The organism is Pseudoalteromonas marina, from assembly GCF_000238335.3.
Taxonomy (GTDB): Bacteria; Pseudomonadota; Gammaproteobacteria; order Enterobacterales; family Alteromonadaceae; genus Pseudoalteromonas; species Pseudoalteromonas marina.
In genome coordinates this window covers 140,295-166,303 of sequence record NZ_AHCB03000010.1, presented here as the reverse complement: position 1 = coordinate 166,303, position 26,009 = coordinate 140,295, and the positions used below count along the sequence as shown (strand labels likewise).

General features: G+C 40.3%; 16 protein-coding genes. 5 read left to right on the top strand and 11 right to left on the bottom strand.

Going from position 1 to position 26,009, the window contains the following annotated elements; translation table 11 throughout:
* Nucleotides 1-16 precede the first annotated feature (16 nt).
* Nucleotides 17-415 carry a DUF3224 domain-containing protein gene (locus tag PMAN_RS15180; RefSeq protein ID WP_010557729.1) on the bottom strand — a complete coding sequence of 133 codons (399 nt, stop codon included), beginning with the start codon at nt 413-415 and terminating at the stop codon, nt 17-19.
* A gap of 88 nt (nt 416-503) precedes the next feature.
* Here PMAN_RS15180 and PMAN_RS15175 point away from each other — a divergent pair, with 88 nt between their 5' ends.
* The gene (locus tag PMAN_RS15175; protein WP_010557730.1) at nt 504-2,282 is read left to right on the top strand and encodes an ABC transporter transmembrane domain-containing protein; all 1,779 of its coding nucleotides are present in this window, start codon (nt 504-506) and stop codon (nt 2,280-2,282) included.
* Here PMAN_RS15175 and PMAN_RS15170 read toward each other — a convergent pair.
* Nucleotides 2,279-2,911: a YiaD family glycine zipper/OmpA-like lipoprotein gene (locus PMAN_RS15170; protein WP_008129859.1), complete on the bottom strand. Its 633-nt coding sequence runs from the start codon at nt 2,909-2,911 to the stop codon at nt 2,279-2,281. The genes PMAN_RS15175 and PMAN_RS15170 overlap by 4 nt on opposite strands.
* Before the next feature lie 178 nt (nt 2,912-3,089).
* Between PMAN_RS15170 and chrA the strand changes: the two genes are divergently transcribed.
* A complete protein-coding gene (gene chrA / locus PMAN_RS15165; RefSeq protein WP_010557731.1) occupies nt 3,090-4,244 on the top strand; it encodes a chromate efflux transporter in 1,155 nt (384 codons plus the stop codon).
* Here chrA and PMAN_RS15160 read toward each other — a convergent pair.
* The 4 genes from PMAN_RS15160 to speA are packed head-to-tail and all read right to left on the bottom strand — an operon-like array spanning nt 4,207 to nt 9,221.
* Complete coding sequence (locus PMAN_RS15160; protein ID WP_010557732.1) at nt 4,207-5,463, bottom strand: mechanosensitive ion channel family protein; 1,257 nt, start codon at nt 5,461-5,463, stop codon at nt 4,207-4,209. The two genes, chrA and PMAN_RS15160, sit on opposite strands and share 38 nt — an antisense overlap.
* Nucleotides 5,460-6,380, bottom strand: a complete 921-nt coding sequence (locus PMAN_RS15155; protein WP_010557733.1) for an acetyltransferase — start codon at nt 6,378-6,380, stop codon at nt 5,460-5,462. The genes PMAN_RS15160 and PMAN_RS15155 overlap by 4 nt, the downstream gene beginning before the upstream one ends.
* Nucleotides 6,381-6,398: 18 nt before the next feature.
* Complete coding sequence (locus tag PMAN_RS15150) at nt 6,399-7,283, bottom strand: acyltransferase (RefSeq protein ID WP_010557734.1); 885 nt, start codon at nt 7,281-7,283, stop codon at nt 6,399-6,401.
* A gap of 57 nt (nt 7,284-7,340) precedes the next feature.
* Nucleotides 7,341-9,221 (bottom strand): biosynthetic arginine decarboxylase, encoded by a 1,881-nt coding sequence (speA, locus tag PMAN_RS15145; RefSeq protein WP_010557735.1) that lies wholly within the window; start codon nt 9,219-9,221, stop codon nt 7,341-7,343.
* Between the two features lie 197 nt (nt 9,222-9,418).
* On the opposite strand from speA, the gene speE reads away from it, so the two are divergent.
* Nucleotides 9,419-10,282 carry a polyamine aminopropyltransferase gene (speE, locus tag PMAN_RS15140; protein ID WP_010557736.1) on the top strand — a complete coding sequence of 288 codons (864 nt, stop codon included), beginning with the start codon at nt 9,419-9,421 and terminating at the stop codon, nt 10,280-10,282.
* Between the two features lie 51 nt (nt 10,283-10,333).
* Here the strand turns inward: speE and PMAN_RS15135 are convergent, their stop codons facing one another.
* From PMAN_RS15135 to PMAN_RS15125, 3 genes are all read right to left on the bottom strand, one after another.
* Nucleotides 10,334-11,935: a methyl-accepting chemotaxis protein gene (locus PMAN_RS15135; RefSeq protein ID WP_010557737.1), complete on the bottom strand. Its 1,602-nt coding sequence runs from the start codon at nt 11,933-11,935 to the stop codon at nt 10,334-10,336.
* 69 nt (nt 11,936-12,004) lie between these two features.
* Nucleotides 12,005-13,237: a hypothetical protein gene (locus PMAN_RS15130; protein ID WP_010557738.1), complete on the bottom strand. Its 1,233-nt coding sequence runs from the start codon at nt 13,235-13,237 to the stop codon at nt 12,005-12,007.
* A complete protein-coding gene (locus PMAN_RS15125; RefSeq protein WP_033035406.1) occupies nt 13,227-13,853 on the bottom strand; it encodes a methylamine utilization protein in 627 nt (208 codons plus the stop codon). The genes PMAN_RS15130 and PMAN_RS15125 overlap by 11 nt, the downstream gene beginning before the upstream one ends.
* Nucleotides 13,854-14,015: 162 nt before the next feature.
* On the opposite strand from PMAN_RS15125, the gene PMAN_RS15120 reads away from it, so the two are divergent.
* Both PMAN_RS15120 and PMAN_RS15115 read left to right on the top strand, forming a co-directional pair.
* The gene (locus PMAN_RS15120) at nt 14,016-16,052 is read left to right on the top strand and encodes a glycoside hydrolase family 97 protein (RefSeq protein WP_010557740.1); all 2,037 of its coding nucleotides are present in this window, start codon (nt 14,016-14,018) and stop codon (nt 16,050-16,052) included.
* A 485-nt stretch (nt 16,053-16,537) separates the two neighbouring features.
* Nucleotides 16,538-17,500 carry a hypothetical protein gene (locus tag PMAN_RS15115; protein ID WP_010557741.1) on the top strand — a complete coding sequence of 321 codons (963 nt, stop codon included), beginning with the start codon at nt 16,538-16,540 and terminating at the stop codon, nt 17,498-17,500.
* Nucleotides 17,501-17,803: 303 nt separating this feature from the next.
* On the opposite strand, the gene PMAN_RS15110 is transcribed toward PMAN_RS15115, so the two are convergent.
* Both PMAN_RS15110 and PMAN_RS15105 read right to left on the bottom strand, forming a co-directional pair.
* On the bottom strand, nt 17,804-18,229 hold the full coding sequence (locus PMAN_RS15110) for a hypothetical protein (protein ID WP_010557742.1): 426 nt from the start codon (nt 18,227-18,229) through the stop codon (nt 17,804-17,806).
* A complete protein-coding gene (locus PMAN_RS15105) occupies nt 18,226-25,863 on the bottom strand; it encodes a SpvB/TcaC N-terminal domain-containing protein (RefSeq protein ID WP_010557743.1) in 7,638 nt (2,545 codons plus the stop codon). Before PMAN_RS15105 ends, PMAN_RS15110 begins: the two co-directional genes overlap by 4 nt.
* Nucleotides 25,864-26,009 lie beyond the last annotated feature (146 nt).

Here is a 26,009-nt window from a genome sequence, read left to right as displayed (position 1 = left end):
TAAATCCCTGTGTATCTTATAACGTGTATTGAAAATCGTAGTGATGTACACCGTTTTCAATACGTATTTTCATACTGCCCGTTAACCCTTCTAGCTCATCAGTGCCTGAGTCGGGAATTACATTTAAAATTAGGCTGTCTTGGCCTTTATCCATAGTGCCAAAATGCTGTAATACAAAACTGCCTTTTTTGCCTTCAAGTTCGCCTATTACTTGCTCTATTGCTACATAACCAGCACTGCCTTGCACAGGTGTCATAGCGCTTAACATTTCGCCTTGGCTAGAAGCATTGAGCTTGCCTTTAAATGTTTTATCAATGGACATACGCCCTAAATTAATACCGTTTTGCCCTTTGGCATAGCCATCTAGTGGGGCTAATGCCACCGTAAATTGGCCTGTTACTATGTTGCTTGTCATAACGATTCCTTATTGATGATTTTTAAAGCTATTGATTTTTAATCCAATGATGCCATATCTATACCTCAACTTATAAAAAGAATCCACTATGCCAAACAGTATCCCCGCAACCGAAAAAGCTGCCTTTAGCAGTTTATTGCCTATTTTTGCATTTATAAAACCCTATAAATGGATGGTTATAGCAGCCCTTGGCGCTTTATTAGTAACGGCTGGCGTTAATTTATCGTTAGGCCAAGGGGTTAAGTTTGTTATAGATCATGGCTTCATTGCGGGCTCTCAAGCGCAACTTCAACAAGCTGTATTGGTACTTATTGGTTTAATTAGCTTATTGGCTGTAGGCACCTTTAGCCGCTTTTATCTAATGTCGTGGATTGGCGAGCGAGTCAGTAACGATATTCGTAAAGCCGTGTTTAATCGCATTGTTACTTTGCACCCAAGCTACTTTGAAGAAAACCGCAGTGGCGAGCTTATGTCGCGTTTAACAACCGACACCACTTTGCTGCAATCAATTATTGGCTCATCGTTTTCTATGGCGCTGCGTAGCGCATTAATGCTGGTTGGCGGTTTGGTAATGTTATTAATTACCAACTTAAAGCTTACGCTCGTAGTGGTTGCGTGTGTGCCGCTGGTATTAGTGCCGATGATGGTATTTGGCAAAAAGGTGCGTAAACTTGCAAGCTCGAGTCAAGACGCCATTGCCGATATAAGCACCTATGCCGGCGAGATCATTCAAAATATTAAAGTGGTACAAAGCTATAGCCACGAAACACAAGAGCAACATGCTTTTGCACTTGAAACCGAAAAAGCCTTTAACGTTGCCAAAAGCCGCATTAAACAGCGCTCGTTTTTAATTGCCGCTGTAATATTTTTAACCTTTAGTGCCATCAGCGCAATGCTGTGGGTTGGCGGCAGTGATGTACTGGCAGGCACTATGACCGGGGGTGAACTGGGTGCGTTTGTGTTTTACGCTATTATGGTGGCAATGTCGGTGGCAACGGTTGCAGAAGTGTACGGCGAATTGCAAAGAGCGGCAGGCGCAGCCGCCCGCTTACTTGAATTACTTGCGGTAAAAAGTGAAATTGAAAATCCTGAAAACCCGCAAGACGCTCAGCTACAAAATAACGCAAGTTTACCTGCAATCTCGCTTGAAAATATCAGCTTTAATTATCCCTCTCGCCCGGATGTCAGTGCACTTAACAAAATAAGCTTAAGCATTTCGCAAGGTCAAACAGTCGCTATTGTTGGCCCATCTGGCGCAGGTAAAACAACCTTATTTGAGCTACTACAGCGCTTTTACGACCCAGCTAGTGGCGCAATAAAATTTCACGATATTGATATTAAGTCGCTCTCTTTAAACACTCTGCGCGATAAAATGGGCATGGTGGCACAAAACCCTATTTTATTTAGCTCAGATGTAATGCATAACATTCGTTACGGCAATCCAAACGCCACTGATGAACAAGTATACGCTGCTGCAAAACATGCTCATGCCGATGAATTTATTAAACAATTACCACAAGGTTACAACAGCTTTTTAGGCGAGCAAGGCGTTAGGTTATCCGGTGGGCAAAAGCAGCGTATTGTACTTGCTAGGGCTATTTTAAAAGACCCAGAAATACTCCTTCTTGATGAAGCTACCAGCGCACTTGATGCGCAAAGCGAGCACCACGTTCAAGCCGCGCTTGAGCACTTAATGCAAAATAGAACCACGCTTATAATTGCGCATAGGCTAGCAACAGTTATCCATGCAGATATGATTGTAGTTATGGAGAATGGAGAAATTATTGCAACGGGCACTCACCAAGAATTAGTCGCAAGTAACCCGTTGTATCAAAAGCTGTGTGAATTACAGTTTAATAAGGATTAACCCTCTGTGTTTGGCACTATTTGAATTTCTACACGGCGGTTTTGAGCACGGCCATTTGCAGTATCGTTAGTGGCAATTGGGCGTGTTTCACCAAAGCCGCTAGTGCTAATACGCGCTGCCATAATATCTTGGTTAGCTAAGTAAGCCTTTACACTTTGAGCACGTTCGCGCGATAAGTTCATGTTGTAGCTATCTTGGCCTGTGCTATCTGTATGCCCTTCTACGCTTAGGTAGGTTTTCTCATACTTGTTCATAACTTTAGCAATGGCGTTTAGGGTATCGTTAAACCCTGTTGAAATGTATGATTGGTCGGTTGCAAACGTAATATTAGAGGGCATAACCAAGCGTAAGTTATCACCTTCGCGTACCACCTCAACACCCGAACCTGCTAGTTCATCACGAAACGCTTCTTCTTGCTTATCCATGTAGTCACCTACAGCTGCACCTGCTAATGCACCAATAGCAGCACCAATAAATATACGCTTGTCTTTGTGGTTACCCGTTGCTTTACCTAACACGCCACCAGCAGCTGCACCAATTGCTGCGCCTTTGCCGGTGTTATTCATTTCGCAACCTGAAAGTAATACGGCTACCACTGTAACGCTTAAAAGTGATTTTGATAATGTCATGATGATGTCCTATTCATTTAGAATTTAGCAACAGTATGTAATTACCTGTATGAACAAACTATGAAGTGCGTAACAATCGCCTTATAATTTTGTTATTAACCCTACAAAATTGAGTTTTAATAAATATGTCACATTCCTTTGTGACAATTTAATGAATTCAAAAAAGGATAAAAGCGCAATGCTAATTGCTATTTTTAGACAGTTTTTTTTACTTGGCTGCATGAGCTTTGGTGGTCCAGCGGCACACTTAGGCTATTTTAAGCGCCACTTTGTAGATACACTAAATTGGATCACCAACACACGCTACGCGCAATTAATTAGTTTAAGCCAAGCATTGCCGGGGCCTGGTTCGAGCCAAGTAAGCTTTGCTATTGGCGTTGAACGCGCAGGGATATTAGGTGGTATTACCGCGTTTGTTGGTTTTACGCTGCCATCTTTTTTAATTATGGTGATATTGGCTGTTAGTGCACACCAATTTGATGCCATTTACTATGCCATTATTGCGGGTTTGAAACTATTTGCCGTGGTTATTGTAGCCGACGCCACACTGTCTATGGCTAAAAGCTTTTGTACAAGTGCGGTGCTTAAGTTACTTGCCGTATTAAGCACCTTAGCGCTTGTACTACTCCCGGTGTTAAGCACGCAAATTGCAGTTTTAGTTATTGCTGCAACTGTTGGTGCTATATGGCCTTTACTAAAATTAGGAGAGGAAAATCAAAATACTAACACCAATACAAAAAGTAATATTAACTGGGTTGCGCTGAGCTTATTTGCATTGTTACTGGCAATTAGCTTTGCCCCGCTTGGAAAAGAATTTGCATTATTTGCTCCTTTTTACCAAGCAGGCGCTATGGTGTTTGGTGGTGGGCACGTTGTATTACCCGTATTGCAAGCAGGTGTACCTGCGTTAAGTGACGATCAATTTTTAAGTGCCTATGCCAGCGCTCAAGCAATACCTGGCCCTATGTTTACTATTGCTACTTATTTAGGTGCACAACTTAATACTGCGCAGCCTTTATTTGGCGCACTGGTTGCCACGTTATTAATTTTTGCGCCCGGCTTTTTATTGATGTTAGCATTACAAAAAAGCTGGCTTAACTTGGCTAATAAACCGCGTTTTGCTAGTTCAATTGCCGCACTTAATGCCGCCGTTGTGGGCTTTTTGGCCGCAGCTTTATACTCACCTATTTGGACATCGGCAGTGCACAGCTGGTTACATATTGGGTTAGTTGTTGTAGCTTTTGCATGGCTACGACTTAAAAAGCCACCTATTTGGTGGCTATTAATATTATTTATTAGTGTGGGTCTTGCACAACATTATTGGGCACTTTAATACTGGGTTTTTCAGTTTGCCCTGCATTGGTTGGTGGGCTTAACTGCCCACTCACACTTTGATAAGCACGTAATCCAAAAATAGGCAGCACGGCAAGTAAGTGATCCATTATTTCGGCTTGCAAATGTTCGTAAGAAATCCAGCGCTTATCTTCACTAAAGCAGTAAAACTCAATAGGTAAACCGTGGTTTAAAGGTTGAAGCTCCCGCACCATTAAAGTAAGCGAAGAGTTTATTTTACTATGCTGCTTTAAATACCCTTCGGCATAACGACGAAACAGTCCTAAGTTAGACACAGGCTCTGGCAATGCCGATACACGAATATACTCGTGCAGCGGAATAGCGGCGTCTATTTGCGCTCTAAACTCGTCGTTTACTAGGCAAATGCTGTTCATATCAATATTTAGCGAGCGCTTAATACGCCTTCCACCCGACTCCTGCATACCACGCCAGTTTTTAAACGAGCCTGCCACCAGCATGTACGTAGGAATAGTCGTAATAGTGTTATCCCAGTTACGTACTTTTACCGTATTTAAGCCTAAGTCTATTACCTCACCATCGGCGCCATAATTATCAACTTGGATCCAATCGCCATAAGTTACTAATCGGTTAGCCGCAATTTGAATACTGGCAACAAACCCTAAAATCGTATCTTTAAATACTAATAAAGTGACGGCGGCAATCGCACCAAAACCCGAAAGAATATACGTCGGTGATTTTTCAAGCACAATACTAACAATTAAAATGCCACAAACAATAAAGGTAATTAGTTTTACAACTTGCACAAGGCCCTGAATGGGGACTTCTCGAGCAAAGTCTAATTGGTTATAAATAGCAGCCGCAAGACTTACAATACTGCTGATAATAAAACCGGTATAAATAATTAATAAAGCTTGGCCTATGGTTTTAAGTATTTCAGCCGCTAACTCACCAACCGGATAAAAACTGTCGAAGGTGGCTAAAAACAGTACACAACACAGTAGCCCAGCAATACGCTTATTAAGCTTAGTTAACATTGGAGAAAGCGCGCCAATACGCTCAGGCGATAACTTAGTAACCACCTTTTGAATACCTGGCAGCATAAGCCTGCGAGTAAATAAATACACAACAAATAACGAACAAATGCCAATGGCGGTAGCCGTTAGTGCACTAAAAAAAGCAGCGTCGGGGACGTTTTCAAACCAAGGGGCAATTAGCTCTTGTATATGGGTGTTGGTCATAGTGTTTTGGCTTCCTTACTAATTTGTGCATCTGGCATAGCTTGCTGAGCATAAATACCTGCCAATTGCTTATCTTTTGCAACCCATAAGTCGTTCACATACTGTTGAAAGTTAGCTTTGAACGCTTCATCTGTTTGGTAACTACCTAACATAGTGTCGGTAATAGCCATTACATCAATTGATACGTGAATAGAGTCTAGCTCACCTTTTAATAAGTTGCGGCACACATGATCTGACTTACCGCTATAGACCAAACTGGTATTTAACATAGCATCAAACTGGGTTCCAAGTACCTCAAGTGCAAATGCAATTCCACCTGCTTTTGGTTTTAGTAAATGCTTAAACGGGCTTTGCTGTTGTGCGTGTTTAGCGGGTGTATAACGCGTTCCTTCAACAAAGTTGATAATAGTTGTTGGATGGTTACGAAAGTTACGACAGCTGTTTTTGGTACGCTCTATGTCTAACCCTTTAAGCTTTGGGTTTTGAGCTATTTGCGCTTTGCTTACACGTTTCATAAATGGCATTCCCATCGCCCACGCACCTGTGCCAATAAATGGCACATACTTTAAGTCATCTTTCAAAAAAAACTTAGGAGCGGGTAACGCATGCATCGAACTAAGCACCGTAATATCTAACCAACTCATATGGTTGCAAATTAGTAAGTACCAACTTTTTGAATTTAAATCACCTTTCACATCAATTTTAATGTCTGGGCAGCCTAGCCATAAACCCAATCGATTACCATTACACCATCCCCGATAAGCGCTATGTAATAAACGATTAACAGCATGAATAGGCAGTAATAGTTTCACTAATCCTAAAAGTAATACCAACACGCCAAAAATTATAAGGTTAGTAAATAATACGCAGCCTACAATTAGGCCGTTTAGCCAATTTGGTAACCATTTTTTTAGCATAACTGTAAGCTCACCGTGTTATTTTGTACTTATTGGACCGTCAAGTGATTGCAACGTTTGTTCTTTTTCTTCCCATAAACGATTTAACTCGCTTTGAAAACGAACTCTAAATTCAGAATCACCCGTGTAATCACCAATTAGCTCGTCACTTACTGGCATGACATCCACGTGTATATTAATATTTTTTACTTTCCCACCAGCAAAGTCCATAAACGTAGGAATACCGTCAGGGTAATGCAAAGTAACATTCACCACTTGAGAAATTTGCTCACCCATTGCTTGCATAACAAAGGCAATGCCACCGGCTTTTGGTTTTAATAAATGCGGAAATGGGCTTTGCTGTTTTGCATGTTTACTTTGTGTAAAGCGCGTACCTTCAACAAAGTTAACTACCGTTACAGGCATTTCTTTAAATTTTTCGCAGGCTTTACGTGTTGTTTCTAAGTCTTTGCCACGTAATTTAGGGTTCTTTTTAAGCTGGCTTTTACTCGTGCGCGTCATAAATGGAAAGTCGAGCGCCCACCAACATAAGCCCAAAATAGGCACATAAATAAGCTCTTTCTTTAAAAAGAAATTTAAAAACGGAATTTTGCGATTAAATACACGCTGTAATACTAAAATGTCTACCCAGCTTTGATGATTGGCAATCACCAAATACCAATCTTTTAGTTTCAGAGAATCCAAGCCCGTCACGTTAAGTTTTGTTGGTGTAAACAGCCGCTGGTTTAAGGTATTAAACGACACCCAAATAGTGGCGCACTGTTTAGCAATCCAGCTCAATAACTTTTGTAATGGTTTAATAGGAATAAGCTTTAACAAGCCACATATAAAAATAGGTATAAACCAAAAAAGTGTGTTTAATGCATAAAAAATAAGACTAAAAACACTACGAATAACTGACATTACTTCTATTCCTTTACCGGTGCGCAGCAGCAAACACTGCGCATTTATACTTAAAAATTAATCTTCAAAATAGGTATAACCTTCAAGGCCCGCATTGAGCTCGGCTAAATAACCCGCTTTACACTGCTCTGAGGCATCTAGTTTATTAATTTGATAAGCAAAATTTTCGGCTAAAATAGCGCTATCGTAATCAACAAACTTTAATACATCCTTAACGCTATCACCTTTTATGGCATTGGTTAATACATAGCCGTCGTCGTTTAGCTCAACATGCACTGAATCGGTATCACCAAATAGGTTATGTAAATCGCCTAATATTTCTTGATACGCGCCCACCATAAACATAGCAAGGTGGTATTGTTCGCCATGCTTATATTCAGGAATTGGCAAGCTGGTTTCAATACCTGCACCTTCAACGTATTCGCGAATTTGCCCATCCGAGTCACAAGTAATATCTTGAATAATGGCGCGCTGAGTAAGCGGTTGCGTTAAGTTTTCGATTGGCATAACCGGAAACAACTGCTGTATGCCCCACACATCAGGTAACGACTGAAACAGTGAAAAATTAACAAACAGTTTATCGGCTAATTTTTCATTTAGATCGTCGAGTACTTCTCGGTGTGCGCGGGCGTTATTACTAAGCGACGCACGCACGCGGTGTAAAATAGTAAAATAAAGCTGCTCTATTTTCGCCCACTCTAGCATGCTTACTAAACCGTGTACGTACTGATCGTGTGCTTCGCTAAATAAGTGCATCGCGTCGTGATAAATTTCGAGCGCCATACGCGGATTCAAACGCTGTAAACATTGCCACATTTCATCAAGCACTAACACGCTGTTTTCAAGCGGTGGTTCAGGGTTTAAATGATTAGGTGCTTTTTCAACGTCAATCACATCGGTAATGAGTACCGCATGATGGGCGGTTAAAGCACGGCCTGACTCGGTAATAATAGCTGGATGGGTTAAATCGTGTTGGTCGCAAACTTCCGCAAACGCATTGACTACGTTACGGGCGTACTCTTCCACTGTGTAGTTCATTGAGCACGCACTGCGAGAGCCCGACCCTTCATAATCAACGCCTAAACCGCCACCTACATCAACCGTATTCAGTGGTACGCCTAGTTGCGTTAACTCTGCAAAGTGACGCGCACACTCACGAAGTGCGCGGTGTATATCACGAATATTGGCAATTTGAGAGCCAATATGAAAATGCACCATTTGCATTAAGTGTAATTTATTGTGTTTTTTAAGTACTTCTACTGCACTTAATACTTGCCCTGCAGTTAAACCAAACTTACCTTTTTCGCCACCGGTATTTTGCCACTTACCTTTACCCACCGAATTTAAGCGTATGCGAATACCAATTGCAGGCTCTATGCCTAAGTTATCTATTTCTTCAAGTAAGGTGGTTAGCTCTGATAGCTTTTCGACCACTATTTTTACGCTGTGCCCCATGGCCTGACCAATGCACGCTAAACGTAAAAATTCGCTGTCTTTGTAGCCGTTACATACAATGGTAATTGGCTCTTTTGCCACACCTAAAATAGCCATTAGCTCAGGTTTTGAACCCGCTTCAAGACCAACTAAACCACTTGGGTGCGCCAATAACTTACTCACCACAGAGCGCTGCTGATTTACTTTAATAGGATAAACACAGGTGTATTTGCCATTATATTCGCGGCTACTGCGCGCTTTAGTAAAAGCATTAGTAAGCGTATCTACACGATTTTTTAAAATGTCGGTAAAGCGCACTAAAACAGGCAATGTTAGCCCTTGCTGTTTAAATTGCTCTGTTAAGTCTGTTAAAGAGATTGCGGCTTTACTTTGATCGCCGTCGGGGTAGGCAACCAATTCGCCTTGTGCATTGATATCAAAATAGCCATCACTCCAATGAGCAACATTATAAGTAGCACGTGCTGTTTCTAAACCCCAGGTCATGGCAACTCTTCTTTAGTCAATTAGGTATAAAGGCGCATTTTAATACGTCGCTATCCCCTAGGCTAACAAAAATTGAACTTTCACTCACTCCTCACTAACTTTATTCGCTAAATCAGTTAAAATGTCATTGAGCAAACCGCCAAGCACTGGCAGAATTGCCCTTTTTTTACCTTAACCTAAAAAGTGTATCAGCAACTATGGCAAACTTAGATCAAAGTAAGTGGTTTACTGAAATTAGCGACCGCGACGGCAGCGCATTTTCATTACGCATTAACAAAAAGTTAGATGAAAAACAGTCTCCTTTTCAAAAAGTAGAAATGTTCGAAACCACAGACTTTGGTAATTTAATGATCATCGACGGTTGTACCATGGTATCAACCCGCGAAAACTTTTTTTATCATGAAATGATCAGCCACCCTGCACTTTTAGCACACCCAAATCCTAAAAATGTGGTTATTATTGGCGGCGGCGACTGCGGCACGTTACGTGAAGTATTAAAACACCCTGGCGTAGAAAGCGTAACGCAAATTGACATAGACGAAGTAGTCACGCAAATGTCGTTAAAATATTTCCCAGAGCTATGCGAGTCTAATAACGATGCACGCGCTACAGTTATGTTTGACGATGGCATTAAGTACATGCGCGAAGCAGCTGGCGAGTCTATCGACGTTGTTATTGTTGATGGCACCGACCCAGTAGGCCCAGGTGAAGGTTTATTTAACCATGCATTTTACACTAGCTGCTTAAACGCACTTCGCCCTGGCGGTATTTTAGTGCAACAAAGCGAATCGCCACTTATGCATATGCCACTACTGGTTGAAATGCGTGAAGCGATGTTAAGCGTGGGTTTTAACGATTTACAAACATTGCCATTCCCTCAGCCTATTTACCCAAGTGGTTTATGGTCGGTAACACTTGCTCGTAAGTCTGAAGCATTTAATGGTTTTAGAGAAGACGGCGCAGCACACGTTGCAACGCAAAGTGAATACTACAACAGTGGTATTCACCATGGCGCTTTAGCAACACCTAACTTTATGAAACGCGCGTTTGATAAAAAATAATAAGTGTTAATATTCTACAAAGGGAGCTCTACACGCTCCCTTTTTGTTACGTTAAACCTTAAACCGGTTAACTAATCGATTTAGCTCGTCTGTTAACTGCTCCATTTTATTTGATACATCTTGCGTTGTGCGCGCAAGCGACCCACCCTCTAAGGTTTGATCGTTAAGTGATGATAAGTTATGGCTTATTTCATCAGAAACCGTTGTTTGCTCTTCGGTAGCTTGCGCAGTTTGCATAGCCATATCGTTTACTTTAGTAGATGAACTTTGCATAGCATTGAGTATATCGTTAGTTTGCGAAAACGACTCCACAGCATCATCTGCAAATTGCTTACTCTCACCTATGGCATTAATCGACTGCGATACACTCGATGCAAACAACTCAATCATTTGTTGAATATCGTTGGTACTATCTTGTGTGCGCGTAGCAAGCGTTCTTACTTCGTCAGCCACAACCGCAAAGCCTCGCCCGTATTCGCCAGCACGTGCCGCCTCTATTGCTGCATTAAGTGCTAATAAGTTTGTTTGTTCTGCTATGGCACGAATCACCTCAAGGACTTTTGCGATGTTGTCAGAGCTTTGTTGCAGCTCAGTAGAGCGCGCCATAGCTTGCTCCATGTTGCTAGAGAGAGAGGTAATTCGCGAACTAGAATTAGCCACCGCACTAAGCCCTTGTTGCGCTAGTTTTAACGAATTATCGGCTTCGCTTGATGACTGCTGTGCAACCCCTGCAACCTCCTTGCTAGCAGTGCTCATTTCATGTACTGCGCTTACAATAGATTCCGACGCTTGTCCCAAGGCTTGGTTTACACTGTTATTTTGGGTAGCCACTTTGCTAAGCTCAACACCTAAACCATTTAACTCTTTAGATTGCTCTAATATATCGCGTATTAATTGCTGTAAGTTATCTAAAAAAGTATTAAATTCGGTGGCTAAGTCAGAAAACTCATCTTTAGACGTTACTTGTATTCGGCCAGTTAAATCGCCATCTCCTGAGGCAATATCACTAATTCGCTTAGTTACATAATTAATTTGGCGAGTAAGTTGTTTAGGCACACTGTAACTAAACCAACTCGCTGCAATTAAAATAATAGCAACCACTGTCAGCATCATCATTTTTGTTGAAATGATATTGGATGAAAGCGTGATGATTTCTTGCTCCGAGGTTTTTTCAGCCAGCTCACCGGCTTTATCAAGCCTAATCCTTAAAGTGGCAAATGCTTGCTCTGAATTCTTTTGTTTAGCTTGGCTATTTTTATCAGCCATGTAGCTTTTTGACGCTGCAAGCCAAGCATTAAAGTCGTTTTCAAAGCCATTTAGCTCTTTAGCTATACTGGGGTAATCTTTCATTAAAGATAAATACTGATTAATTTTATCAGTAACTTGCATTGCATTTTCTTCGTGCTCTGCCTGGTACTTTTCTGTATTTTTTGAATGAGTTACTAAATTTAATTCGGCCACTTTAGCTTGGTATAGGTCGCGGTCTGCGTTTAAAGCAAGAGACAACGCCTTAATAAATTTTTCAGACTGCACATCAAGTGCATTTTTTTGTAAGGTTATTAAATAGGTATACCCCACAATTAACGAGAGTATGGCAAGTCCTAAAACAACTATCGGAAACGACACTTTAACGCGAATACTATGCAAATTCATTTTATCACCCTACAAGGCCCTAAACGCCTCTTACAAATTAAACCTAAAATTGCAGTAGGTTGATAAAACCTAAAACTTCCATTGCGTGTTAATCATTACTTGCTGCTGCGAAGCTCGCTGCTGCAGCCCCATTGCAGCTCTATTGTCTACAAAACTTTTTAGTGCTGAGCCTTCAATACCAATTTGACCATGTTTGCTAAACGCGTAACGCCAAGAGGCTGTTACCCCTTCGCCATTGCTTGCATTTGGGTCAAATACCGTCGTGTCGTTATCGGTTACTTTAAAGTAATCGTACCGCAACGATACTCTATGCTGACCCTCTTTATGGCTTAGCATTAAATAATGGCTGTAAAAGTCGTTATCTATTAATTTGCTATGCCCCATTTCGGTTTTACCGCTTAGTACCTGTGTTATAAAACGCGTTTTATTATTAAATTTATATAACCATGCAGCACTGGTAAAACGTGTATTCCATGCATATTGCCCTGAGCTAATGTTCAGTTTAGTTGGATCGCCATTATTGTCGTAATAATAAACTCTAAATTGTGATTGTTTTAAATAATCCCAGTGAACACCAAGGTAATAACCAAAGCGTCCATCAACTTCTTCAAATGGTAAAACCTGATTTGCCTGCCAACGCAATACATATTCGCTAAGTGCTGCAACGGGTGCAAACCTAATACCTTCGTTAAATGTAGTTTGCCTGTCGTGCATGGCAAAGCCACGCCAAGATAGTAACGTGCCTGTAGGGTCGTTACCTTTAAATGTTGCACCCACTAAACTAAAACTATGCGGGCTGTTAAAACGTTTAGCGGGGCGTTTTATTGTTACCTCTGCGCCAACGGTTCTAAGCTCTTCACCTATCCAGCTATTAATTGCTGAATTGGTATAGTTGTAAGGAGATGTCCAGCCAATATCTGGGTTCTCTAACGACATTAGCGGATAAAACCCACCCACTCGTACATGCCACTTATAAGCGCTACTAGTTAATGGTTTATATGTAAAATAGGCTTGTGTTAAACCTAAACCTACATCAGGGTCCTGATTAACGTTTAACACCCCATGAGCAGACCAACTTGTTGCTAAATCGGCGCGCACGTCAATAATACCTTGCGATAATAAAACCCCATCGTTTTTAGCATCGTGTCGGTATAAGCCGGTGCCTCCTTCTTGAAAACTTTTTAGCGTATCACCTTGAACTGCACGCACTTGTAGCAGCCCTTTAACCTGTGCACTGATTGACGCGCTAAATAAAAGCACACTACTAACAACCGCACATTTAAGCATGTGGTTAATAGTCATCAAATTCATCCGTAGCAAAATCAAACTGCTCAGTTATCGCTTGTTTAATTTTATATATAAATGGAGCTTGCCCTATGGTTACTTTTTTAGACTCAACATGACTTATATCGCCAAACCCTGAATGCCAAACATTAAGGGTGTACTCACCTGGCTCTACGGTTAAATTTACATGTCCGCTGTTATCGGTAATATCAAAAATAGGGCTATCAACAACCACAATATAACCAAGCATCCAGTCATGAATGTTACATCCCAACTCAACAACACCGGTTTGATCAAACACTAATGGCGCCTTGGGTTGTTCCTTATATAACTTTAATTCAAACGTTTTTGCCTCAGAAAACGAATACACATGATGCAAAATTGAATCGGCGTTTGGAAATTCCACTTTTGCATTTTGTGGTACAACTAAAATGCGCGGCGTAAACTCCCTATCTTTTTGCACCATAGAATAAAGTGTATCTGCTTGGCTGGGGTCACTAGAAAGCACCTCAGAAGTCAGCCACACCACGGCATTAGCCATAGGCTCGTTTTTATTATTGTTAACCGTGATAGAAACCGCTTGTACCTGCCAAGTTAATAACATGACAATAATTAACGTTAAATATTTGAACATCATCTTACTATTCTTATTTTTCAAATTATTTACAGTATAGACCCATTATGTTACTTATTTCTTTCTATTTTATTGATAAATGAATACGTATGTAGATATTCGTATTTGTTAACAACAGCCTTTATTCTGACAAGTCACACTGACACAGTAAGGATCTCTTAAATGAGAACATCAGCACTTTTGCTTTTCGCTTTTTCGGGCAGCTGTTTTGCACAAACAGCCACATTACAATCGCCCAACGGCAATATTAAAATAACTATTTCTGACGAATTAACGACCCCAAGCTATTCAATCGACTTTAAAAACAAACCGGTTATTAATAGCTCCGCGCTTGGTTTTAAATTTAAACAACAAGCCCCTTTTAGCGAAGGTTTTAAAATAACCCACACACAACAAAACACACAAAACACCCAGTGGCAGCAGCCCTGGGGCGAGCGACAAACCGTTACAGACAGCCATAACGAAGTTGCTGTTACATTTAAAAAACCACAAGGCGGCGTATTTACCGTTAAATTTAGAGCGTTTAACAACGGTATAGGGTTTAGGTACGAAATACCTAAACAACCCGGTTTTGAAAATATAGAAATCACAAAAGAACTTACCGAATTTGCCATTGCCGACAGCCAAAGTGCAACAGCGTGGTGGATCCCAGCCCGAGGCTGGAACCGTTACGAATATGTTTATAACACCACCCCAGTTAACGACGCGCCCTTAGTACACACCCCTTTTACATTTAAAAATAAAGAGGGCGTACACGTTAGCATTCACGAAGCAGCCCTTGTCGATTATGCAGGTATGACCCTTAACCAGCGTCGACCAGGTGTTTTTCAAGCCGATTTAACACCATGGTCTGACGGCATTGCAGTTAAAAAACAAGGCGCATTTAATACGCCGTGGCGTACTATTCAAATAGGCAGCAAAGCGGTCGACCTGATTAACTCCGATATTATTTTAAACCTTAATGAGCCAAATAAATTAGGTGATGTTTCGTGGGTAAAACCGGGTAAATACGTCGGTATTTGGTGGGGTATGCACATAAATACGCAAACATGGGGCAGTGGTGAAAAACACGGTGCTACAACTCAAACAACCAAATACTACATGGACTTTGCCGCAGAATATGGCTTTGACGGCGTGTTAGTAGAAGGGTGGAACATAGGCTGGGATGGCGACTGGTTTTTTAATGGCGATGTGTTTAGCTTTACACAACCCTACGACGACTTTGATATTGAGGAGCTTACTCGCTACGGTAAGCAAAAAGGGGTGCAGTTAATTGGCCACCACGAAACCTCGGGCAATGTAACTAACTATCGCAATCAAATGGAAGATGCCTTTGCCCTATACGAAAAGTCAAACGTAAGCCAAGTTAAAACGGGCTATGTGGCCGATGGCGGTAACATAAAACGCATAGATGAAAACGGCATTGCCCGCCATGAGTGGCACGACGGCCAATTTATGGTTAACGAATATCTTTATAACGTAAAGCTCGCTGCTAAACATAAAATTAGTATTAACACTCACGAACCTATAAAAGACACTGGCCTGCGCCGTACCTACCCCAACTGGATTGCGCGCGAAGGCGCACGTGGGCAAGAGTTTAATGCATGGGGCACACCGCCTAACCCGCCAGAGCATATCTCTATGCTTGCGTTTACCCGCATGCTGGCAGGGCCAATGGACTTTACCCCCGGTATATTTGATATGGGCTTTAATGGCTTAGGCGATGATACAAACCGCCCGCAAACAACACTAGCCAAGCAACTTGCGTTGTATGTTGTACTGTATAGCCCGATTCAAATGGCCGCCGACCTACCTAAAAACTATTTAGCTAAACCTGATGCATTTCAATTTATTCAAGATGTACCAACCGATTGGCAGCAGAGTATTGCGCTAGATGGCGAGGTGGGCGACTTTATTATATTCGCTCGTAAAGAACGAAAACGCGATAAATACTCAGGAAACGATTGGTACTTAGGTGCAGTCACTGACGAAAAAGCCCGCACTATTGAAGTAAAACTCGACTTTTTAGAAAAAGGTAAAAAGTTTGAAGCGCATATATACCAAGACGGTAAAAACGCCGAATGGAAAAACAACCCGTACGATTTAAACATCGAAAAACGCATGGTGACCGCAAACGACAAGCTAACACTAACACTTGCCACCAGCGGCGGCACTGCCATCCGCTTTAAAGCACTTTAAGCTTCACGGTTATATCAGTTTTACAGATATATAAGTGTTACAAATAGCAAACTCCGCACAGGTTACTGTGCAGAGTTTTGTATTTTTATAGGCAGATAAATTTGTGCACTTAAGCCGCCTTCTTCGCTCATTCCCTCACGACGTAACATGATACAAAGCACCTTCGAACTCTAATATTAACGGCCTAGCCACCTTTTTACCTATCTATGCTAGTAAATGAACAACTAAAGATTAAGCACTAGTCGGCTAAAAAGCAAAAAACAAGACCTGACCCCATAATTAAGTAAGTAAGAAGTAAGTAAGTAAGCAATTAGCTGTAGACTATAAATTTAGACCTTTGATGTCTGAAGTCAAGATTTGACCCTAATCACTTTCTTTTTTAATTAAAGGCACGAGTAAAACAATGCTATATACTGTGAACATTCATATTTTCAATGTGTTAGTACTTTTGAACGGAGTTTGGCATTCAAATTGCCAAATTTTAGATGTACACCTTTGAGCATTATTTAACGCTATCGAGGCGAACAAAATCCTTAGCAACGCGATATTGGTGCGCCTGTTTAAAGGCACACCTCAACGCGAAAAGTGCTTATGAGACAAAAAGAAAGTTATTAACCGATAAAGAGTGGGGAAATAAAGGCAATGACTGGTTAAATAAGTCGTCTCGTTTTTTTAATAAAAAAGAAGCGGGTGAGCCAGTGATCCGGTTTGACGTTGTTAGGGAAATTGATGAACGCTTAAATAGTGACTTCAGCTCCTTAGCAATACTCTGTCATCCACTTTGGCAGCTTTTAGATAACACGCAGCCAACAGACCTGTTTATAAATCAAGTTTTAGCGCACTTACCCTACAATTACGCCAGTCTTTTATTCAAAGAAAACAGTCACGGCCAACTCATTAGAAAAACAAAATTGACTCAAAAAGCAAGGCAAAAGTTAACTCATAGTCATGATATTCATGCGTTAACATGCTGGCTAGCCTTTTGCCTAGAGAAAAAGGCGGTAGGATATAATCAAATTGACATCAACCAATTATGTGCAATTAAACACTTATTAAAGATAGCTATCGTTACACCATTTTCGTCAATTTCTGATGATTTTTATGCATATGTAAATGAGATGTTTAGTCCGCTGTACTCACACATGCCTGTGATGCGCTATCGTATTTTAATACCTAATAAAAATAACGACTATACCCATTTCAGCCTCCCTATGAGGTTAATATCTGGCAGCTGTTTAACCATACAGCCAACGCTTGATTTGTATAAAAAACTATGTGAACAAGCTATTAATATTGGGCTAGTTGCTAATTCTTTTGAGGGGATGAACCGTTTTTATAATTTCATTTGCCATACAGAAATCGTTGAGCTTATAAACATTTTATTCCAACCAACTCCACCAACGAGCTTAAAGGCACTCAAACAACAAATTCTGTCACGATTCATTTAATTTATTGCGAACAACCACCACATAAATACAATTCATTAAGGGCAACTTAAACCAGTACTGTGTTCATTCAAACTCAGTAAGCCGTGTCACTTAAAAACAGCAGAGCTAGCTATTTGAGCCAGCGCCACTAGCTAGTGGCACTGACACAGATTGCACGGCTTGCTGTTAGCAAGTGCGCAGTTCTACTGGGGTTGGTCGCGCACTTAATAACTTTTTTCGGCAATAAACAGGAAAAAGGCAAGACGCGACCCCACTTTCATTATTTTAATTCCAGCTTAAATCAGTAAGATACTTATGACTTGATTATTTTAATTTCTCGCTATTCATCAAACTTATTTTCTCTAACTGTTTTTCTATTACTATTTGTGTAATTTCATCATTATTATAATACTCTATTAACTCATCTATAATAGACGGTTTATTTTTATATATAACTTTTACAGCTAATTGAGGGATAGGCTCTGCATATGGAGTATCAGTTCTATCACATAAAGGAAAAAGTAACCGTATATTAAATTCATACTCCTCACGCTCTAAAGCTTGTAATAATAATATTTTTATATAATCAGAGCCTATTCCAGCTCTGTCATCTAAAATATACTCAATATAATTAGATCTCACCTTAGAAGGTAAAAAATCTACGAACGTGCTGTATGTCTTTTGGTTTACATGGACAAAAAAACCTACTATTACTATAAGTAATGTAATTATTGTTATTTTCTTAATCACTTAAATTCACTCCTTAACATACCAACCTGATGTTTAGCACCTTGTAACTCATTATGTTTATCTGGGTTAAATTGACCATGAGTCTTAATAAACTGTCCAGACAATTTATATCTCTGCCGCAAGTTCCCTATTAATTGCCTAGCTGCACCAAATTGCCTTTTAGAAATTGGGTTTTCTGTATAATCCCCTAAAAATGCTATCCCTATATTCCCTTGATTATTACCTTTCACATGTGCCCCGGAATACTCAAGCGATCGACCTTCATAGATAGTGCCATCTTTAGAAATCATAAAATGATAACCAACATCTGCATTATTATAGGCTTGTGATAATTTAACCATATCTCCTGCTTGTCGCATTATGGTTATAATCCCCTCGTTAGCCCTATGCATGTCTTCTACTTTTTTTGGCGTATCCGCTCCACCTGTGTGATGGAGAGTTACTTTGTCATAAGGTTTTACATTCTCATCCAAGTTTGTCTTATCTATTGGTAATGTGGAGTAACTAATTTTACTTTTAGTTTTATATTCATTTTCTTGTGCATATTGTTCTATATTATTGGAAATAGGATCGGATTTTGTATTATTTGCATTAGTTTGTTTCATGGAACCAATGTCCATCGTGGCTACCTTCCCACCACTGAATGTCGCTGAAAACGATTGTGTAGCCCCATTAGAGTAAGTTGCAGTTCCACTGGCACCTGTTACAACTTCTCGTTTTATCCTTGATCCAGTAACAGCGACCTTTTCAGTCTGTTCCGTGTACTCAACCTTTTCTAACTCAGGTTCTTCTGGTGAATAACCTGTTGGATCAATACCGGACAGCGGGTTGTTCATGATGTAAGAGTATGGGTTTAATCCTTGCGAACCCTCATGAACAAACGGGTCAACCGACATAAAACGCCCAAGGTTATAATCGTACACCCGACCGTTCATATGGATTAGCTCTACACTATCTAAATGCTCATGGTCAGTAAAGCCTCGATTCGTTTTTGCATCCGCCAAATCATTAAGTTTTGAATTGCCAAATGATTTTAAGCCACCACTGGCTAAACGTGGTTTGCCAAATGGGTCGTAGTTTCGCTCTGCTTCTACTTGCCCGTTGTGGTCGGTAAATACCCGTGCACTGCCTAGGCGATCGCGGTGAGTATAGCGGATGGTTGCGCCCTCACTAGTGGTTTGGCTTATTACGGCTATGTCGTCTATATAAGCCCGCCAGGTGGTTTTTGTGCCAGTAACTTCTTCTTCATATAATTTATCACTGTAAAAAGTAGTCACGCTGCCATTTACTTGTTTAAAGCGCATATGCTGCGGGCCATAAGTAAAATTGAGAGTTTTACCACTTTTTATAATTTGCGTGGGTTTGTCCATAGCGTTGTAGGTTGAACTAGTAAGCCCATCACCTCGCGTCATATTACCACGAGCATCATAGCTAAATGTTTTCCAGCTTCCACTACGGTATACGCGTTTAACTGCATTAGGCCCGCCTGTTGCGCCGCTTTCATAATCATACTGCGTTGCATAGTCTGATTTGGATAACAAATTACCCACCGCATCATAGCTATAGTTGATGGTGCTGATACCATTAACGGCATTACTCTCTAAACGGTGTAGTGCATCGTAGCTGTAAGTTTCACTAAAGCTGTGCTGATTGCCAATATTACCCGTGGTGATATCCACGGCTTTTAAATTACCAAAACCATCGTACGCGGAGTAATCGATGTTCATAATGTTGCTATTATTTTTAGCTATTGTTTTTAGGATCATTTGCCCACTTTTATTACTGTAAGCAGTATTTTCAGTGAGTCCATTACCTAGCGTATTTTGAGAGCCATTACCAAATATGTCGAATTCAGTTATATTTTTATACACATAACCACTAGCCGCATTTTTTACCTGCGTTTGATAGCCTACGTCATTGTAACTGTATTCAAGTGTGAGGTTGTTGGGGTAACGCAGCCCTTTTACGCGGCCATAATTGCTGTCGTAGAAGGTGGTTGTGGTATAGCTTTTACCACTGCCTGCAACGGTTTGACCGCTTGGACGACCGCGACTGTCGTAAGTGTAGGTTTTGGTTACGCCATTGCCTGTGGCTTGGTTTAACTGCCCTAAACCATACGTTGCGCTGTCATAGGTATACGTTAACGTATTTTCACCTGTGGCGGTGCGCCGCGTTACACGGCCTAATACGTCGGTGACATAAGTCAATGTTTTACTGCCAACGCGTGCCTCTCGTTGCAGCTCACCAAAGCCGTTGTACTCAAAATTAGTGACGCCTTGGTTAGGGTCATCCACCTGTGTTTTTTGGCCTAAGCCGTTGTAGGTTGCCTCTATGTTGTTGCCATTAGCATCTTGAATAACAATAGGTAAGCCTTGGTTATTATAGCTGTAACGAGTAACACCATTATCAGCATCCACCGTTTGCATAAGCTGTTTAAGGCTATTGTAGGTACGCGACATATCCAAGGTGATGCCATAACAACTATCATAGACCTCAATATCTGTCTTAAGTCCACTGTAGCTGTAATTAGTAGTCATGTTACCGCAATGTTGATTGGTTACTTTTTCGATTACGCGGCCAAGTGCATCGTGTTCGGTGTATGACGTACCATAAACCGCACCTCCTTCTTTATAAGGCATAGATTCAAACGTTTTATAGCCAAGGCTGTTATAATTAACGTCACTAAACACCCAGTCACCATCGAAATTCTGCACAGCTGTACGTAATGTTCGTCCCAGCGCATCTTGATAGATTTTTTGCATAGGCTGCCCTGCTGAGACATTTAACACTTGTATTATTGCATTAGCTGGTGCTTGTGCGTCAGGTATTTGCATAGCACTATAACGGGCCGGATTGCCATCAGTCTGAATACTGTAAGGGCGGTTATAATCATCGTAACCAAAGTTTGTCACTTGATAGCTATTGCTACTAAGCTGCTGACGAGTTTGGGTTATCTGCCCTGTTGCAGGGTTTACTTCGGTGTAGCTAATATGCCCTTTAGCATTAGTTTGTTTATATGGAAAATAACCGTCAGTAGCTTCAACAGTTCCATCTTTACTGTAGGTGGTTGAAGTTGAACGTGTTTGGTCAATCCAACTACCACTACTATTACGCACTTTTGTGGTTTGACTAACAGATAATGGTAGGCCGTAGGCATTATAGATAGTATCTATTTCACTCCCATAACCAGATGATGAGCCACCAAGTGTTGCTGTAGTTGATATTGTTTGTGGCTGTCTACTACCATGGTAATTACTGTATTCACTTCTAATGCTCGTTTCTTGATCTAAGTCTGCATCCGTTATTGGGTCGTTTGTACTGCGCCCAGCTACACGAGCTTTAGTTTGTATTTTAGTATTAAGTTTATTTAACCACCAGTTACTTTCGTTACCCTCATACTCGCGTGTTTCACTTGTGGTATACGTACCCCAAGCGTCTTCAACTTGCGTAGATGATGCAGTTACATTGCCATATTGATCTAACCTAGTAATATTTTTATCGATGCGTGTTAGATCTTGTTTAGTAACTAAATCTCGAGTAATTTGTGTAGTTTCATTTGGGTATAAATTATAAACGTCAGTTACACTGTGAGCTAGGTTTTCTTGCCACTCAGTATTTGAATAACTTATCGCATAGGTTTCATTATCACCAATACCTAGCTGCCCGCTTCCCCTTGTTGCATAATCATCTTCGGTAAATGTAGCTTGTCGCTTTAGCTTACCTTGATACGGAAATATTTGCTCAAAATCAGTTTGAGTGACTAAAGCACGATCTACATCTTTTTCTATAATTGATTTAAAACCCATAAAACCACGGCCTTGCGTTTGGTAAACACCATCAATGTAGTGGTATTGCTTACTACGTGTTTCACCAAGCCCGTTCGGCTGCTTAAATTTAGCAACAACTTTTTGTGAAGACCCTAGCTTTCTCAATGTCACATCAGCTAAAGGCGCATTATTAACACTGTAAATACCTGTACTCAAGTTTGCATTGCGGCCAAGTTGTTGGTATTCAAACTCTGCCACTAAACCAAAGTCATTATCAATGCGTTTTAACGTCCGACTTGTCCCACCTTCTAATGCATATGTATAAATCCCCGCATCAGGTGCTGCATCAGGATAACAATAAAAACGACCGCTTGAATAAGGTATTTGTACACCGCAAGATGTATCTGAAGAATGTTGCCTAAAGCCAAGAGCTGTAACTACTTCTTGCCAGCCATCACCGTTTACATCAACAACACTCGTTGTTGCTAAGCCGCCTAATAAATCTGCACCATCGGCTTGTAATATTATCTCTTCAAATGTTAAACCATTTTCGTTCGGTTTAAGAACACGCCAAGTCCACACATCATATTTATGATAATAACTACGCTCCCCTGTATCTTCATCCCTAATTAAACAAACTTGATTGTTGGTTGCATCCCAACAATGGTAAGCATATGCTCTTCTATAAGGGGCAAGAATATCCATTCGCCCGTCATTATCATAATCAAACACTTGTACAAAGCTATTAATTGTCGACTCTTCATATGTATTTTCACGTGCATCAGCCCACACATTAAACTCTGGTAGCCCTGTGTTTGATCCTGTTGAAAATTGCCCGCCACCAAAATTAAGGTGCATAAACCAATACAACTTGTTCGTTGACCCATCTTCTTTTAACGTCATTATATCAAGTAAGTTATCCCCGTTGACATCAAGCCATATAGCCTTTTTCATACGCGAAGGAAAGAAGTCAGGATTTATTCCTAAATCATGATTAGTGAATAACAATGTGCTACCTGCTACAGAGAGCTCAACCCACTTCCCAAAATCAGGATAATAAACATCAGGTGTACCATCCCCATTAATATCAGCAATACTAAATTTAGGAATACTTAAGGCTACGTTACCAATATGAATGAAGCCACTAATAGGCTTACCTGTAGCATCGGTGTTTCTAAGATAAACTTTGAGCTGGCCATTCGCTCTATCTTGGATGATAAAATCCGCGTAGCCATCACTGTTCATGTCTTGAGCAAAACTATTACAAGGCTCACTCATCGGATTATATCTACCATCATTAACGACAACCAAATCACACGCCGCAGGGATATTTGTAGAAAAGACATCCTCATAAGCTCCTGTCTCACGATTTAGCTCAACAATAGATAATTTTAAATTGGAGTCTAAATAAACAAAATCAGCGATGCCATTCAAGTTATAATCGATATAACCACTAATTTTATGAACATTCACAGCACCATTATTAAACTGGGAATAGTCAGGGAAACTCGTAATATCAAAAGTTGTTTGATTACCTGCAATTTCTTGCACCTGTTCAAGCATTTTTATGTCATTCAGACCATCACCAGTATAATCGCTGCTGGTGTCATAAAATGAGCCTGATGCCAAAACCATATCTGTTGGCTCTATCGCAACATTTGCATAAGGATGGTCATCGGTATTACTAAAAGAAAGCTCTTCTATATTCCATGCAAAATCAGTAGCAGCCAATTGATTGCCCGTATTGCAAGTGGATGACTTACACAGCTCTAGGCGACTTAAATAATGCTCATCATAAATAAGGTGGTAACTTTTCTCGACACTCTCCGTAGAGTCATCTGGAATGATATCTATCCTAGCAAGGTTCTGTGTGTTTTCGTATTTGCCACCCCATACATAACCAAAACCTGATTTGTAACTTGATTGATATACAAAGCTGATCATTTTATCGCCAGAACTACTTATATTAGCACTCGATTTAGTGTAATAAATACCAGTTAAAAGCTTCTCACTAACACCAAAGTCACCGTATTCATAGTTTATAAAGTTGTTCTCTGTTGCATCGTGTTGATACTGCATTAACCAAGAGTAAGTAGCCGTTTTACCACTATGAACTAACCGTGATTTTGCGTCTTTACCAAAATAAGCAACTCGGCCATTTTTATATTCAACTCTGAACCATGTAGATGAGCCATTTAGTGAACCACTTTGTGTTACACGCACAAAGCTATCTATTTCAGTACGATATTCAGTCCCTGAGCTTCCATAGCTACCTGATGTATTAATTAAACGCTGACCATCTAAGCACAGCCTGTCATTACTATTATATTGTGGGTTTTGCATGAAGCCATCTTGTGCATATGTGGCTGCGCACCTTGTAATACTTGAGCTAGCAGATAGCGACCACCCCATTCCGGAAATACCATTACCACTGCGGGATGAATAATTAAGTGATACTTCAGGCTGCATGCCAGCTCTGCCCGGCGGTAATTGGATTGGAATATGATACGTTGAGGCGCCACCACTTACACCAGCTTGTCCCTCCAAGCTACCTATTAATTGACTACTAGGAGCAACTGTGTCAATAAAGTTACTTGTATCATTTGGGGTTTGTGTAGTAAGTGTCGAGTGTGGGGTTAACAAAACAGTAAAGTCTTTGAACGTTATATCACTGTCACTCCAATTTGATTTAACTGCTTTTGCACACACTCTTTTGTTCTGAGTTAAAGAAATAACAGGAGCAGAAGACTGCCAGCCAGAATTAGTACAATTAGCATTAAGTGATATTAATTTATATTTTATAGTTGCGTTTTGATTGGAGGTTATCGTTATATCGTCGCCAGCTGTCACTTTATTTAAGTCAGGTTTAATAGATGGTTTATTTAATTTAAGTAAATAGTCTTTACTTACAGTGTCGCTACTTTTCCAACCAGCTTTTACTGTATAAGCACACACTTTTTGGCTTGCTCTAAGAGTAATTGGTGACGAATAAGAATTTACAGAACCATTTGTACAACTACTTCCTCTAGAAACTAATTTATATTTAATAGATGCATTTTGTTGAGAATAAATTGAGACTTTGGCGCCATCAACTAATGGAGTTGTTACATTAAAGATTGGAGGCTCTAATTGCAAAGTGTAACTTTTAGATTGTATGTCACTATCTTTCCACCCGCTTTTATGAGCTTTAGCACATACATTAGCTGACGAAGAAAGCTTAAATGCATTTTTGTAAACCTTCCAACCATCAAGATTTGAGCATGATGAACCTAAACCAATAGTTTTATAAAATATTGTTGCAGAAGGCTCAGAAGTAATTGAAACATAAGTGTTGTACCGAATAGTACTTGTCGACGGAGCAATAATTGGTTTAGGTAGTTTTTTTACTTCAGGAACTATTATGGGAGGGCTAACTAAATAATCACTGTACTTATTTTCGCCATTAATTTTTTTTACAGCTCGAACCCTAAATACGTGTTTGCTATATCCCGCTAATGAAAAGTAATAACTCTTGTAACTTAACCCTTCAGCTACCACCCTAAAAGAACTATCATCCTCAGAAACTTCGACCGAAAAAGTGGTTTCTGAATTACAAAAACCGCTGCACGGAAATGCTACTGCCGATGAACTACCACTACCATATAACAACCCTCCACCATCATCATAGCTTCCCCAACTCCAAGAAATTCTGATTGAACTCTCATCTTTTGTAAATGCGAAAGCTGTTGGAGCTTTTGGATTAATTGTTATTGGTTCTACTGGATAAAACATCCCCATAGAGCTTGCAGGAAAGCAAAAAACGCTTAGCAATATAGTAAAAAAAACAAGGGGTACAAGATTATTGTTGGGATAAAACGAGATTTTCACACTTTGTTCCTTAAAGTTTAACAGCCGACGCATATTAACAAAAAAAAACAAACATCAACATTTTAAACCTTAAAAGTTAACAGTTTACTGTAGTCGGCTATTTAAAAATAATTAGGAGTTAGGTGTATGGGATATAGACTTGTGTT

Excerpts from the sequence above, each read along its gene's own strand:
- PMAN_RS15175 (WP_010557730.1), top strand. The coding sequence starts at position 504 with ATGCCAAACAGTATCCCCGCAACCGAAAAAGCTGCCTTTAGCAGTTTA.
- speE (WP_010557736.1), top strand. The coding sequence starts at position 9,419 with ATGGCAAACTTAGATCAAAGTAAGTGGTTTACTGAAATTAGCGACCGC.
- PMAN_RS15150 (WP_010557734.1), bottom strand. The coding sequence starts at position 7,283 with ATGTCAGTTATTCGTAGTGTTTTTAGTCTTATTTTTTATGCATTAAAC.
- PMAN_RS15155 (WP_010557733.1), bottom strand. The coding sequence starts at position 6,380 with ATGCTAAAAAAATGGTTACCAAATTGGCTAAACGGCCTAATTGTAGGC.
- PMAN_RS15160 (WP_010557732.1), bottom strand. The coding sequence starts at position 5,463 with ATGACCAACACCCATATACAAGAGCTAATTGCCCCTTGGTTTGAAAAC.
- chrA (WP_010557731.1), top strand. The coding sequence starts at position 3,090 with ATGCTAATTGCTATTTTTAGACAGTTTTTTTTACTTGGCTGCATGAGC.
- PMAN_RS15180 (WP_010557729.1), bottom strand. The coding sequence starts at position 415 with ATGACAAGCAACATAGTAACAGGCCAATTTACGGTGGCATTAGCCCCA.
- PMAN_RS15120 (WP_010557740.1), top strand. The coding sequence starts at position 14,016 with ATGAGAACATCAGCACTTTTGCTTTTCGCTTTTTCGGGCAGCTGTTTT.
- speA (WP_010557735.1), bottom strand. The coding sequence starts at position 9,221 with ATGACCTGGGGTTTAGAAACAGCACGTGCTACTTATAATGTTGCTCAT.
- PMAN_RS15125 (WP_033035406.1), bottom strand. The coding sequence starts at position 13,853 with ATGTTCAAATATTTAACGTTAATTATTGTCATGTTATTAACTTGGCAG.
- PMAN_RS15115 (WP_010557741.1), top strand. The coding sequence starts at position 16,538 with ATGTACACCTTTGAGCATTATTTAACGCTATCGAGGCGAACAAAATCC.
- PMAN_RS15170 (WP_008129859.1), bottom strand. The coding sequence starts at position 2,911 with ATGACATTATCAAAATCACTTTTAAGCGTTACAGTGGTAGCCGTATTA.
- PMAN_RS15130 (WP_010557738.1), bottom strand. The coding sequence starts at position 13,237 with ATGACTATTAACCACATGCTTAAATGTGCGGTTGTTAGTAGTGTGCTT.
- PMAN_RS15135 (WP_010557737.1), bottom strand. The coding sequence starts at position 11,935 with ATGAATTTGCATAGTATTCGCGTTAAAGTGTCGTTTCCGATAGTTGTT.